The 12,777-nt window shown below is 64.4% G+C and carries 11 protein-coding genes and 2 pseudogenes; 2 read left to right on the forward strand and 11 right to left on the reverse strand.

The window, feature by feature from the left end; genetic code table 11:
* Positions 1–164: 164 nt before the first annotated feature.
* From J2R80_RS42055 to sfnG, 7 genes are all read right to left on the reverse strand, one after another.
* A complete protein-coding gene (locus J2R80_RS42055; RefSeq protein WP_253640885.1) occupies positions 165–1,361 on the reverse strand; it encodes an acyl-CoA dehydrogenase family protein in 1,197 nt (398 codons plus the stop codon).
* Positions 1,362–1,383: 22 nt separating this feature from the next.
* Positions 1,384–2,172, reverse strand: a complete 789-nt coding sequence (locus tag J2R80_RS42060) for an ABC transporter ATP-binding protein (protein ID WP_253640886.1) — start codon at positions 2,170–2,172, stop codon at positions 1,384–1,386.
* Positions 2,173–2,233: 61 nt separating this feature from the next.
* Entirely contained in the window at positions 2,234–3,565 is a 1,332-nt protein-coding gene (locus J2R80_RS42065; protein WP_253640887.1) for an ABC transporter substrate-binding protein, read from the reverse strand.
* A 26-nt stretch (positions 3,566–3,591) separates the two neighbouring features.
* Complete coding sequence (locus tag J2R80_RS42070) at positions 3,592–4,635, reverse strand: branched-chain amino acid ABC transporter permease (protein ID WP_253640888.1); 1,044 nt, start codon at positions 4,633–4,635, stop codon at positions 3,592–3,594.
* Between the two features lie 3 nt (positions 4,636–4,638).
* On the reverse strand, positions 4,639–5,529 hold the full coding sequence (locus J2R80_RS42075; RefSeq protein WP_253640889.1) for a branched-chain amino acid ABC transporter permease: 891 nt from the start codon (positions 5,527–5,529) through the stop codon (positions 4,639–4,641).
* A complete protein-coding gene (locus tag J2R80_RS42080; RefSeq protein ID WP_375162639.1) occupies positions 5,529–6,437 on the reverse strand; it encodes an ABC transporter ATP-binding protein in 909 nt (302 codons plus the stop codon). The genes J2R80_RS42075 and J2R80_RS42080 overlap by 1 nt, the downstream gene beginning before the upstream one ends.
* Positions 6,438–6,462: 25 nt before the next feature.
* Positions 6,463–7,563: a dimethylsulfone monooxygenase SfnG gene (gene sfnG, locus J2R80_RS42085; RefSeq protein WP_253640890.1), complete on the reverse strand. Its 1,101-nt coding sequence runs from the start codon at positions 7,561–7,563 to the stop codon at positions 6,463–6,465.
* Positions 7,564–8,385: 822 nt separating this feature from the next.
* Here sfnG and hisN point away from each other — a divergent pair.
* Positions 8,386–9,177 (forward strand): histidinol-phosphatase, encoded by a 792-nt coding sequence (gene hisN, locus J2R80_RS42090; RefSeq protein ID WP_253640891.1) that lies wholly within the window; start codon positions 8,386–8,388, stop codon positions 9,175–9,177.
* A 29-nt stretch (positions 9,178–9,206) separates the two neighbouring features.
* Positions 9,207–9,422, forward strand: coding sequence for a hypothetical protein (locus tag J2R80_RS43920; protein ID WP_375162640.1), 216 nt, complete (start codon positions 9,207–9,209; stop codon positions 9,420–9,422).
* A gap of 419 nt (positions 9,423–9,841) precedes the next feature.
* On the opposite strand, the pseudogene J2R80_RS42095 reads toward J2R80_RS43920, so the two are convergent.
* From J2R80_RS42095 to J2R80_RS42105, 4 genes and pseudogenes are all read right to left on the reverse strand, one after another.
* A pseudogene (locus tag J2R80_RS42095) lies at positions 9,842–10,132 on the reverse strand (IS5/IS1182 family transposase); the annotation flags it as partial.
* Positions 10,132–10,284: pseudogene (locus tag J2R80_RS43610) on the reverse strand (type 2 isopentenyl-diphosphate Delta-isomerase); the annotation flags it as partial. The pseudogenes J2R80_RS43610 and J2R80_RS42095, both read right to left, overlap by 1 nt.
* Before the next feature lie 19 nt (positions 10,285–10,303).
* On the reverse strand, positions 10,304–11,206 hold the full coding sequence (locus tag J2R80_RS42100) for a hypothetical protein (protein ID WP_253640892.1): 903 nt from the start codon (positions 11,204–11,206) through the stop codon (positions 10,304–10,306).
* Positions 11,203–12,753, reverse strand: coding sequence for a hypothetical protein (locus J2R80_RS42105; RefSeq protein WP_253640893.1), 1,551 nt, complete (start codon positions 12,751–12,753; stop codon positions 11,203–11,205). Before J2R80_RS42105 ends, J2R80_RS42100 begins: the two co-directional genes overlap by 4 nt.
* Positions 12,754–12,777 lie beyond the last annotated feature (24 nt).

Here is a 12,777-nt window from a genome sequence, read left to right on the forward strand (position 1 = left end):
CGGGAGTCTTGCTGTGGACATGGACGCCGCTGGTCTGATCGAGACCGTTGACCTCCCGACAGCACACGTCCCGGTCGCTCTAGCATCGCCACCGGCAATGGAGAGCTATTCCACAAGAGAGACATCTCATGTGCGCCAAGGTTGGGGATGTCCCCCTATTCGACTTACTCTCCCCCCTCGTAGAAGAGCTCCAGCGGCAGACCGACCACTGCCTTTCCGATCCAGTCGCGTGCGATGACATTGGACGGGCCCATCGCGATCGCCGCGCGCGCGTCGCGATAGGCGCGCTCGATCGGGCCGCGATGATAGCCATAGCCGCCGGTCACCGTCAGCGCCGTCGCCGCGACCTTGTTGGCGACTTCGGCAGCGTGCACCTTGAACTCGGTCAGCGGGATCAGGATTTCGCTTTGCGGCTTGCCGGCGCGCCAGAGCGCGTCGAGCTTGCCCGCGAGCTCGTTGCGCCACGGCCGCAGCGTCTCGATCAGCACCTTGGCCGCGCCGAGTTCCTGACGGATCGCCTGATAGTCCGACAGGCTCTTGTTCCTGTCCTTGTGCACGAAACTCGTGGTGTGGGCGATCGCGGCGCTCAACGCGCCGCGCGCGACGCCTTCCCAGACCGCGCCGAGCCCGATCAGATAGACCGGCGACACGCCGTCATAGATGATTTCCTTGCCCTGCCCTTCGGCGCCGAGCCGGTCGCGCTGCGGCACATGCACGTTGCTGTAGCGGATCGCCCCGGAATGGTTGGCCCGCACGCCGAGCGCATCCCAGGGCCGGGACTCGATCCCCTCCGCCTTGCCGTCGACGATGAAGAAGATGATATCGGCCTGGTCCTTGGCGCCGGGCGTGCGCGTCTGCACCACGTAATAATCGGCCTGGCCCGAGCTCGTGGTGAACGACTTCTCGGCGTTGACGCGATAGTCGTCGCCGTCGCGCGAGGCTTCGGACAGATTGTACCACCAGTGCCCGCCGGTGGCGCGTTCGCTAGTCGAATAGGTGCCAAGCAGGCTGCCATTATTCGCCTTCAGCCAGCGCTCCTTCTGGTCGGCGTTGCCGAACAGGTTGATGGTCTGCGCCGCACCGACATGCATGACATAGATGAGCCCGGTGGACGCATCGGCCTGTCCGATCCGGTAGGCCGCTTCGGCGAAATCCAGATGGCCGAGGCCGAGCCCGCCGAACTGGGTCTCGTTCAGCACGCCGGTCCAGCCGGCCTCCGCCAGCGCGCGAAGATTCTCGCGCGGGAAGCGGCTCTCGCGATCGTTGCGGTCGGCATTCACTTTCACCGTCGCGTCGATGGCGGCATCGAGCCTGGCATAAACGTCGTCGTCGATCTTGCGTGCGAGATTGTCGTTGGCCATGGTCAGTCTCTCCGGGTTGCAATCATGCGACAGCCTGCGTCGGCTGCTTTCGGCTGAGATCGCCCTGCGACGATCCGCCGAGATAATGGGTCTTGATGTCGGCACGCTGCCGCAGCTCGGCTGCGCTTCCTGCCAGCACGCTGCGCCCGTTCTCGAGCACCACCGCGTGGTCGGAAAAGCGCAGCGCCACGGTCGAATTCTGCTCGGCGACCAGGATCGACAGCCCCTGCTCGCTGTTGAGCTGCTTGAGCGCGCGAAAGATCCCTTCGACGACCAGCGGCGCGAGCCCCATCGATGGTTCATCCAGCACCAGGAGCCGAGGGCGCGACATCAGGGCCCGGCCGATCGCCGTCATCTGCTGCTCGCCGCCGGAGGTCAGACCGGCGAGCGCGCGGCGATGCTGCTTCAGGCGCGGAAAGAGCTGATAGATGCGCTCGAGGTCTGCGGCGATCTCGGTCCGCCGCGCATCACGCCCCATGGCGCCGGTGATGAGGTTTTCCTCCACCGTCAGCGAGGCAAAGCAGTGCCGCCCCTCGAGCACCGGCACGAGGCCGGCGCGAACCAGCGTCGCCGCCGACGTGCCCGCGACATCGCGGCCGTCAAAGATGATCCGCCCGGCGGTGATCTGGCCGCGACGCGCCGAGAGCAGCGCCGAAATGGCCTGCAACGTGGTCGACTTGCCGGCTCCATTGGCGCCGAGCACGGCGACGATCTCGCCGCGACGCACCGCGAGCGAGACGTCGCTGACCGCCGCGATCGCGTGGTTGTAGGTGGCGGCGAGTGCCTCGACCGAAAGCAGGATTTCACTCATATGTTGATCCATGGCGTTGCAGGACGCGGGAGCCGGATAGCTCCCGCGGCCTGTCGCGGCGTCAGTTGCTGACCGCGTCGTCGCCGGAGGTTCGCACCTTGATGCCGTGCTCCTTGGCATAGGCGGCGGCCGACTTCTCGATGATCGGGCGAAGGAAGGCCCAGTCCGGCGCGATCCAGCCCGAGACGACTTTCCATTTGCTGCCATCCCACTGCTGGAAGGTGACCCGGCCGTCGCCTTCGTGATTGTCCCAGGTGACGTTGATCGAGTGGAACAGATCCTTGGCGCCGAGCGCTTCGACCCGCGCCGGATCGAGCTGAAGGTGCTCGAAGCCCCAGCGCACTTCGTCACCGGTCAGGGTGCGCTGGCCGAACTTCTTCTGCGCGATCCTGATCGCCTCGACGTTGAGGATGCCGTTCACGATTCCCAGATTGTGGTAGACGCTGCCGATTCGCTTCTTGTCGTCGAGATTGCCCTTGCCGGCGCCGTAGACCGTCTTGATCACCTCCTGCAGCACCGGATATTGCTCGCCGGATGCCTGCGTCGTGATCGCGATATAACCCTTGGCGGCGTCGCCGGCCGGAATCACGTCTTCCTCGGAATTGGACCAGACGTTGCCGATGATGTGGTCGGCGGGGAACCCGACCTTCTGCGCGGTCTTCAGCGCCACCGGATTCATCACGCCCCAGCCGCGCAGCACCACGTAATCGGGCTTCGCCCGGCGGATCGACAACCATTGCGATTGCTGCTCGTTGCCGGGGTGCGGGACCTCGATCTGCTCCAGGCTGAACTGATACTTGTCGGCCAGCAACTTGTAGATCGGGATGGTCTCCTTGCCGTAGGGCGAGCCGTGGTAGAGCACGACGAGCTTCTTGCCCTTCAGCTTGTCGACCCCGCCCTCGCGGCTCGCGATGTAGTTCACGATGCCCGAGGTCTCGCTGTAGGGATTGAGCAGCAATGGGAAGACGTAGGGAAACACACGACCGTCGGTCGAATCGGTGCGGCCGTGATTGATGGTGATGAGCGGCACCTTGTCCTTGGTGATGCGGTCGATCATGGCATAGGCGATGCCGACCGACAGCGGGTTCCACGCGGCAACTCCGGGCCGCCCCTTCAGCCGCTCATAGACCTCGACGCCACGCTCGACTTCGTACTGGGTCTCGCCCTCGTCCCAGGTCAGCTTGACGCCGTTGACGCCGCCGTCGCGGGTGTTGATCAGGTTGAGATAGTCGATGAACCCGCCGAAGAAGCCGGTGCCGCCGGCCGCATAGGGGCCGACCCGGTAGCTTTGCAGGGGAAAAAACTGCTCGTCGGCCCGCGCGGCAGGTAGCCCGGCCAGCACCGAGGCGACCGCCGCGGCGAAGGCAAATTTCAGAAATCTCGATTTAATCATCTTGAACTCTCCAGTGGTGCGAAATGTCATGTGTTGCTGATGGCGGCCGGCCGCGTGACGGCGCGCCAAAGCCGATCCCACAGCGCGACCAGGCCGCGCGGTTCGGCAATCAGGAAGGCGATGATGAGCGCGCCGACGACGATGCGCTGGCTCATCTCCAGCACGCCCGAATCGAACACGCCGCCGAGCAAGGCCATGCCGGCGCGTGACAGGATCAGCGGAAACACCACGATGAAGGCGGCGCCGAGAAACGCGCCGCGCAGCGAGGCCAGCCCGCCGATGATGATGATGAATAGGATCTGGAAGGAGCGGTCTAGATTGAATCCGGCCGGCTCGACCGTGCGCAGATAGGCGAAAGCCCACAACACTCCGGCGATGCCGATCAGGAACGAGGAGACGCCGAAGGCCAGGAGCTTGGTGCGCAGCAGCGGCACGCCGATCACCTTGGCCGCGAGCTCGTGATCGCGCACCGCGATGAAGTTGCGGCCGCTCTGCTCGCGCAGCAGCCGCAAGGTCAGGAACGTCGCCACCACGACGACACTCAGCGAGAACACATAGCGCCCCGCCGGGCTCGTGAAGGTGAGCCCAGCCACGCTGAGCACCGGAGCATCGATCACGCCGGACGGATTGTCGTTGGAGAACCAGCCGAACTTGGTGAGGGCCCATTGCACGAAGAACTGCGCGGCCAAGGTCGAGACCGCGAGATAGAACCCGCGCAGGCGCAGGCTCGGCAATCCGAACACGATGCCGATCGCGGCCGCGATCAGGCCGGCGATCACCAGATCGACGATCAGGGGCAGCTCCGGAAGCCGGAGGTGAAGGTTGTAGGTGGCGTAGGCCCCGACCGCGAGGAATGCGGCGGAGCCCAGCGACACCTGCCCGGCATAGCCGGTGAGGACGTTGAGCCCGACGGCGGCGAGCGCCAGCGCCAGAAATGGCGTCAGCACCGCGTCCATCAGATAGTCGGAACCAAGCAGTGGAACGGCGCCAAAGGCGATCACCGCCGCGGCGGCGATCGCAACGGTCTCGACGCCAGGCGCGAGCCGTCCTCCCGGTGCTGCTGTGCTCATCGCCTAGACCCTTTCCACCAGCTTCTGCCCGAACAGCCCGGACGGCCGCACCAGCAGCAGCACCAGCGCCACCGCATAGGCGGCCCAGGCCTCGATGCCGCCGCCGAACAGCGGCCCGACATAGACTTCCGCTAGCTTCTCGATGGCGCCGATCAATAGACCGCCGATGATCGCACCGGCGATCGAATCGAAGCCGCCGAGCACCAGCACCGGCAGCGCCTTCAACACCACGAGCGACAGCGAGAACTGGACGCCGAGACGCGCGCCCCACAACAGCCCCGCGACCAGCGCGACGATGCCGGAGGCGGTCCACACACTGGCCCAGACCCGCGGCAGCCGCAGGCCGATGGCAAGTGCCGCGAACGGGTCGTCGGCAACCGCGCGGAACGAGAGCCCGGTCCGGGTGTAGCGGAAGAACAGCGCGAACAGCGCCACCAGACTCCCTGCGACTGCTGCGGCGAACAGATCGAACCGGCTGATGAAGACCCCGGCGATGTCGAGCGGCACGTCGCTGATCCCGATGTCGAGGCCGTGAACCTGCGTGCCCCACAACAGCTGCGCCGCGCCCTCGATCACGTAGGACAACCCGAGCGTTGCCATGAACAGGGTAATCGGCGGCTGGTTGACGAGCGGCCGCAGCACGGTTCGCTCGACGCTCACGCCCAGCACGACCATGATCGCGAGCGTGACCAGGAACGCGACCAGAAACGAGATGCCCCGCTCGATCAGGCTGACGAAGGTCAGCGCCGCGAACAGCAGCATTGCTCCTTGCGCGAAATTGAGCACGCCCGAGGTCTTGTAGATCAGCACGAAGCCGATCGCGACCAGCGAGTACATCACCCCCGACAGCAGGCCGCCGACCAGCACCTCGATCAGAAACTGATAGTCGAACATCAGACCGCGAGCTCCGTGACGTCCTGATGCGCGACGCCGAGATAGGCGTCGATCACCGCCTGGCTGGATCTCACCTCGTCGGGCGTGCCGTCGGCGATCTTGCGGCCGTTGTCGAGCACCGCGATGCGATCGGACAATGCCATTACCACGGCGATGTCGTGCTCGATCAGCACGATGGTGGCGTCGTAGCTGTCGCGCGCGTTGCGCACGTGCTCGGACAGCTCGAGCTTCTCGCTCGACGTGACGCCCGCGAACGGTTCGTCCAGCAGCAGCAACGTCGGTCGCGCCACCAGCGCCCGCGCCAGCTCGACCCGCTTCTGCAAACCATAGGGCAAAGTTCCGGCTGCGCGCTCGCGGACATCGCCAAGATGCAGGAAGCGAATGACGTCGTCGGCGGCGGCGCGGTTCTCCGCCTCGATCCGGCGCGCCAGTGGCGAGCCGATGATCTGGCGCAGGAAACCTGTGCGGACACGATGCGCGAGCCCCATCAGGACATTGTCGAAAACCGACAGCCCCTTGAAGATCGCGAGGTTCTGGAACGTGCGCGCGACGCCGTGCGTAGCCAATCGCGCCGTCGGCACCTGAACGAACGCATGCTCGCCGAGCCACACCTGGCCGCGGTCGGGCCGATAGAGCCCGCTGATGACGTTGAGCAACGAGCTCTTGCCGGCGCCATTGGGCCCGATCACGGCGCGGATCTCACCCGGCGCGACCGCAAGGTCGACGTCGCGCAGCGCCGCGACGCCGCCGAATGTCAGCGCGATGTCGCTCAACGCCAGCACCGGCCGTGCCGCGCGATCGGCGGCCGGCGCGAGCCGCCGATCGGGAGCATCGGCCATCGCCGTTGCCCGCGGCTTGCCTTCCGCTGGAGCCGCCTCCAGCGCAAGGACGTCAGCATTCGTCGCCATCGCCGTCACGTCGAAAGGCTCCCGATCATTCGGCGGCCTGGGCGTGCGCGGCGGTTTTCGCCTCCAGCGCACGGACCAGCGGAATGACGCGGCGGCCGAAATATTCGACCTCTTCCTGGAAATGCAGGAAGCCGAGCAGCACGAGATCGACGCCGACCTCCTTCAGTGCCACGATGCGCTCGGCAATCTGCTCAGGCGTGCCGATCAGATTGGTCTTGAAGCCGTCATTGTACTGGACGAGGTCCTCGAAGCTCGACTTCGCCCAATTACCCTGACCTTCCGGCGAGGCCTTGCCGGCATTCTTCACCTCATGCGCGAAGGCGTTGACCGCATCGGGATCGGCCTTGACGACGATCTCGTCCAGCACCGCGCGCGCCTCGGCCTCGCTGTCGCGCGCGATCGCAAAGGCGTTGACGCCGATCTTGACCGAGTGATTGTTGGCGCGCGCCTTGGCCCTGATGTCGTCGACCTGCTTCTTGATCTCCTCGACCGAGTTGCCATTGGTGAAGTACCAGTCCGACACCCGCGAGGCCATGTCGCGCGCGGCGCGCGAGCTGCCGCCCTGGAAGATCTCGGGCAAGGGATGCGCCGGCTTCGGCTTCAGCGTGTAGTCCGAGAAGCGGTAGAAATCGCCGCGGAACGTAAAATTGTCCTGCGTCCAGATCCCGCGCAGCGCGCGGATGAATTCTTCGGAGCGCCGATAGCGTTCGTCGTGGTCGAGCCAGGGCTCGCCGATCGCAGCGAACTCGCCGCGGAACCAGCCGCTGACGATGTTGACGGCAACGCGCCCCTCGGTCAGCTGGCTGATGGTCGCGATCTGCTTGGCGGCGACCGCCGGATTCCACGGTCCGGGCAGCAGCGCCGCGATCACCTTCAGCTTCTTGGTCGCCGCGAGCAACGCATGGCTGAAGGCGACCGGCTCATGCTGGAACTCGGCGCCATAACCGGCGGTGAAGCGGATCTGGCTCAGCGCATAATCGAAGCCAGCCTGCTCCGCGATCTGCGCCAGGCGGCGGTTATAGTCGATGTCCCATCCGGTTCGCTGTTCGATCTTGCTGATTACAAGGCCACCGGAAACATTTGGAACCCAGTAAGCGAATTTGACCTGATCATGGCTGGTAGTCATTGGATTTGCCTCAAACATTGGACGTGAAGGGGTGAGGAAGGCAGCACGAAGCGTTCGCGCGGGCGCCCATCCAGCGGGTTACAGCGCGGCTCATGCGAGCTGCCGGCAGATTTGAACTAGGGGAAGGGTGGCCGATCAGTATCCGTGATACGTGCCGGCACACGCTCGCTGCGTCAACAACACACCGTTCGACACGATGTCAGCGGCGCGGCGCGACTTCGAGATCGGTCAAACGGGCCATTGCAAGTCATCCGCATTCCCCTCGCAGGCAGCATCGGCGAACGATCAATAGTCTCAGAGAAAGCAGAGACGAGCGAGTCCAAGGCAATCTCTTTTTCAGCCAGTCCGGGAAAGCGGTATTCTTTTCTTGATGCAAAATGCATCGTTTGATGCTGAGCGGTCGATTTTCTTCGGATTGAACGCACCGCTAAACACCGAGCGACGCTTATAACGCGCTGGTATTGCGTCTAGCCCCGAGCCTTGCTGCTCCATTCGGTAAGGCGAGCATGCATGCGCGAAGAGATGAGGAGCTGACTATCGCGGACCAATGTGGGTTTTGCGCGCCTCCAGGAGGTGTCGGCAAATTCTTCCAGCGATTGGTAATTGCCGATGAAGCCAAAAGCATTTCTCTGTCGAAGCCAATATCAATTACCGCATGGTAGGCCGGAGTGGTCGTCCGGTTAGAGATACGAGCGCTAATCGGGATGGCTTTTTTGTTTTTGGGTTTCTGCGTGGCAACCGAAGCCACGGTATCAAAAGCGATCTGGCAATATGTGTTTTTGTACCTTAAGCTGGATCTGTAATGCTCAGGAGGTTGCCAGCATGGATGGTGCAGACTCGATGTCTGATTTGGTCGATTTCGCGTTTGAGATCGCTGGAAGCGCAGGTTCTCACGCCACCGAATGGTTTCGACGGCCGATAGACATCAACACGAAGGATGACGAGAGCCCCGTTACGGAGGCAGATCGGCGTGTCGAGCAAGCCATCAGAAAGGCGATTTCCGCTCGATTTCCAGAGCATTCGATTTTCGGTGAAGAATACGGGATCCAGGGTGATCTCGATTCGCCTACGTGGGTGGTCGATCCCATAGATGGCACGCGCAGCTTCATTTCCGGGTCTCCGCTTTGGGGAACGCTGGTCGCGCTCGCTATCCAAGGACGTTCACAGATTGGCGTCGTCGAGATGCCCGCATTGCGGGAACGCTGGACGGGCGCAACCGGCCTGGGTAGCTGGTTTGTCAACTCGAGCGGCATTCGCACAAAATGCCAAGTTCGCGACTGCCGGCGCCTCGCCGACGCGAACTTCTACACCACGTCGCCCCTCTATTTTGCAGAATCAGAACGCGATCAAATCCTGGGCATCAGCCAAACTGCCCGGATGTGTCGCTTCGGCGGCGATTGCTATAATTATGGGTTGCTTGCATCTGGACACATCGACCTCGTCATCGAGACGCGGATGGAGCCTTACGATTTCATGGCGCTGGTGCCGGTGATCGAAGAAGCCGGCGGCATTGTCACCGACTGGGAGGGCAAGCCGCTCACGATTACCTCCGGCAAGCGGGTCATCGCTGCAAGCACGGCAGAACTTCACGCCGAAGTTCTGCCGTTGCTCTAGAAACGATAGAAGCGCGGCTGAGCCGGTCAGTGACTCAGACGATCTTTCTCGACGCGGGAAGCACGACAACCACCCTGGCCCAACGCTTAGCTCAGATGGAAGGGCTCATTGTCGTCACCAACTCTCTGAATGCCGCCAAGTGCTTGACTTCCGCGGGTGATTGCACGCAGCGCGGAAACAGAGGTGTGATCCTGGGTGGGGACAGACGATCCGCCCGCAACGATCGGGGCGATTACCGTCAATGAGAAAGCTCGCTACCGAGAAGATTTCGCGATGGTCTCTCCGTTCGGTCTCGATGCGACCGCTGATGCGATGAGCTTCATCCCGACGAAGTAGAGATAGCAAGAGCGATGTTTGCTCATGCGTGGAAGCGCGTTATTCTCGCCGACTGTTCCAAAGTGGGTGCCGTTAGCCGGGTTTCAATTGCGCGCGCTGGTAGACGCAGACTGCGTGATCGTCGATGTCAGGGCCCGTCAGAACGCCATGTTTCCGCAACTGTGCTCAGTCAATCCGAACGTAGTTGTCGCTTAGGGACTGCGGCGCATCGAGAGGCACGTGAGGCATTTCCGCCATCCCCGACATACCTAGATTCCAAATTTGTAAAAACTTAGCGACCGCTTGCGGCTCGCCATTGTGCCGCCATCGAATTGCTCAGAAGTGAGCGGAGCGCGTGTCCGATGTAGCGCAGCGCCGTGCTGCCTTTGCGATACAGCCGCGCATCCGGATCGCTCGTGGACACGTGCGCATGGTTGCTGCGCGATTGTCCGCGGAAGTCGCTGCCGCCCTCGTCATCGCCGTCCTTCTTGAAACTCTTCTGCCCGGCCCAAGCCTAGATCAACGTGCGATCCATGCTGAAATATTCGCCCGACAACCAGCCCCGGTCATTGGCGATCTCCACCACTTTGTTGAACAGCGCGATCACCGCATCGTGTTCGATCAATCGCTCGCAGTTCTTGCAACCGTGGCCGGCGCCGTTTGCCGACCCAGCACGAGGTCCAGATGGCCGTCCTTACGCCGGCTCAGGGCGCCGTGTCGCTCATGTTCGCTCCGTCGGTCGCATCGGGCGACGGCGTTGCGCCGGGTCGGACCCGACGGCAGTGCGCGCACGCCATCGCCTCGCGCGCGTTCAAGCCGGCGCACGCTCGCCTTCCCCCGCAGCGTCGCTGCGGTAGCGGCTGGTCGAGGTCTGGTAGTACTCGGCGCGGATGGCCGCCATGGCCTCGATCAACGCGCCCCACGGCGCGGGAAAGCGTTCTTCCGCCATCACCCGGTGCAGCATGCGCGTATGGCCGGCCAGCTCGTCGTTAAGGAACTCCACCACAGGCATAGCCGGATAGCGCTGCAGCAGCAGGATCGCCGCGTTGCCGGCCTCGCCGGCCGACCTGTCCCTCTCCCGTCCATGCAGATCGTTCTGCAAGCGCCCTATCGCGGAGATGAGCCGCAGGACCTGACGAAACGCCGGACGCGCGCGCAAGGTCGTCATGTCCAGCCCCCACAGCAACGATAGGCAGCAGAACACGTTCGCGTAGGCGATCGAATCGATGCCGTTGTGCAGGTACTCGGCGTAGGACCAGCGTTCCGCTTCTGCCGCCCGCGCCTGTCCGGCGCGCAGCGCCGCGCAGTAGCGCCGGGTATCGTCGAGAAGCTGAGCATAGTCGCGACGATCGTAGGCAAGCGCCGCCAGCGAAGCGCGCAGCACAGCGCAGCCCTCGAATCCGGGGAGCGCGCACGGCTCGCCCTGCCCCAGCGCCTGCTCCACCGCGGCGAGCTGTTCCGGCGCGATCAGGCCAAGGTCGTTGCAATCGTCGAGCCAGAACAGCAGCGCCAATTCGCGATAGAACGCCACGATCAGCGTTTCGTCCTGCGGGTCGCGGCCGGTGCGGGCGCTGGTGTCGCGCAGGCTCGGGTGGATGCGCTGCAGGATGTACTGGCCGCCCCTGACGGCTTCCATGGCATGCTCGTCGGCGAACCCGGTCAGGGAACGCCCCCACTCCAGCACTTGCTGCAGCGCGCGTTCGGGCTGGATCATGGCGCCGCTCCTGCGCCCTCGGCCTGGACGCGCCGCCCCCAACGAAACGCCAGCCACAACCCGGCGAGTTCGGCCACGCGCACGACCCGCGTGGGGCAATACAGTTCTTTACCGATCCACAGCGGCGTTTGCGGCAATGCATGCGCCGCATGGCGGGCGAGCATCCACTCCAGCGCACGCGCGACCGCCTGCGCGATGCGCCAGCGCCCTGTCGGCTCTTCGCTCCCGTCCATCACGCGCAGCGCGAACAGGGCATAGGCGGTTTCCTCGAATGTGGACGCGCGACCGGCGCCCCAGCCGCCGTCGTCGCGCTGCGCCTGTAGCAGCGCCGCCAGCGCGCGCTCGTCGCGCCACTGGGGCCTGCCTTGCGCCAGCGCAGCGACCGCATGCGCGGTGGGATACAGCCACGAAACGTGCCATTTTTCGTTGTCCCATAGACCGTGCGGGTTGCGATTGGCCTCTACGTAGGCGCTGGTGCCGGCGGCGGGCTTTCCCAACAGTCGCAAGGCATGCAGGGCATGGATGTTGGTCGACACCGAGGCATTGCGCTCGCCGGGGAAGGTGGCGAACAGCTCGCCGATTTCGAAATGGCGCAACGCATCGACCGCAGGGTCACGGCCAGCAAGGCGCAGGACGCACAACGCAACCGCGGTGTCGTCCGCATCGGCCGCGAAGTGCAAGGCCGGGCCCAGACCGCGCCCGCTCAGACGCGCGTCAAGCTGCGCGACGATCACGCGCACCGCCTCGGCGAGCGCGGGATGCGCGAGCAGCCCGGCCAGATGCAGGGTGTACAGCGACCAGCATGGCTCGAACACATTGATCGGCCAGACGTTGGGAACGACACCTTCGATGCCGCTGCGCGTCGCCCGCGATGCCGTCTGCAAATACGCGTCGGCGCGCCCGACCTGCGGCGTGCTCCCCTGTGTCACGGCGTGCGCGCGCCACGCGGCGGTGGCCGCCGGACTGATGCCGATGCTGCCGTCCTCATCCGGGACCGCGGTGGTCGGCGACGTCCCCCAGGCTTCCCAGGAGTGCAGCAACGGATGGCCGCTCGGCAACGTCACCACCGCCGCCAGCTTGACCAGACACGCTTGCCGCAACGGCAACAGCGCCGAGTGGCGCGGAAACGCCACGCCGTCCAGCAAGGATGTGGCCTCGCCGCAAAACTGCGGCAGGATCAGCTCCGCGCCGATCGGCGCGTCTTCCGGGACCGCATGCGCGTAGGGATCGGGCTGGCGCTGGAGGAACCGGGTTGCAGCCTGGACTGCGTCGGCAGCGCCGGGAAGAGGATAGGCCCGCTGCAATGCCAGCAATGCCGCCCAAGTAGGCGCATGGCGGAACAGCGGGAAGTCCGCGCTTCCCCATCCGCCATCGGCCTGTTGCTGCGCCATGAGCCACGCGTATGCATCCTGCCGACCGGTGACGTTGCCATGGAACCGCAGAGCTCGCGCCGTGTCGTAGACGGACGGACCGACGCTGCCGCCATCGCTCATCTCGGTCAGCAGGCGACGCAATTCGCAAAGGATCTGTTCGGACAGCGCGTTCACGCGGGATGCTCCTTCAGACGGATG

Origin of the sequence: Bradyrhizobium sp. USDA 4541 (genome assembly GCF_024171085.1) — a bacterium.
GTDB classification, from domain to species: domain Bacteria; phylum Pseudomonadota; class Alphaproteobacteria; order Rhizobiales; family Xanthobacteraceae; genus Bradyrhizobium; species Bradyrhizobium australafricanum.

What these genes read in the sequence shown, in the direction of transcription:
- J2R80_RS42055 (WP_253640885.1), bottom strand. Translation starts at nt 1,361, where the DNA reads ATGGCCAACGACAATCTCGCACGCAAGATCGACGACGACGTTTATGCC.
- J2R80_RS42060 (WP_253640886.1), bottom strand. Translation starts at nt 2,172, where the DNA reads ATGAGTGAAATCCTGCTTTCGGTCGAGGCACTCGCCGCCACCTACAAC.
- J2R80_RS42065 (WP_253640887.1), bottom strand. Translation starts at nt 3,565, where the DNA reads ATGATTAAATCGAGATTTCTGAAATTTGCCTTCGCCGCGGCGGTCGCC.
- J2R80_RS42070 (WP_253640888.1), bottom strand. Translation starts at nt 4,635, where the DNA reads ATGAGCACAGCAGCACCGGGAGGACGGCTCGCGCCTGGCGTCGAGACC.
- J2R80_RS42075 (WP_253640889.1), bottom strand. Translation starts at nt 5,529, where the DNA reads ATGTTCGACTATCAGTTTCTGATCGAGGTGCTGGTCGGCGGCCTGCTG.
- J2R80_RS42080 (WP_375162639.1), bottom strand. Translation starts at nt 6,437, where the DNA reads ATGGCGACGAATGCTGACGTCCTTGCGCTGGAGGCGGCTCCAGCGGAA.
- sfnG (WP_253640890.1), bottom strand. Translation starts at nt 7,563, where the DNA reads ATGACTACCAGCCATGATCAGGTCAAATTCGCTTACTGGGTTCCAAAT.
- hisN (WP_253640891.1), top strand. Translation starts at nt 8,386, where the DNA reads ATGGATGGTGCAGACTCGATGTCTGATTTGGTCGATTTCGCGTTTGAG.
- J2R80_RS42100 (WP_253640892.1), bottom strand. Translation starts at nt 11,206, where the DNA reads ATGATCCAGCCCGAACGCGCGCTGCAGCAAGTGCTGGAGTGGGGGCGT.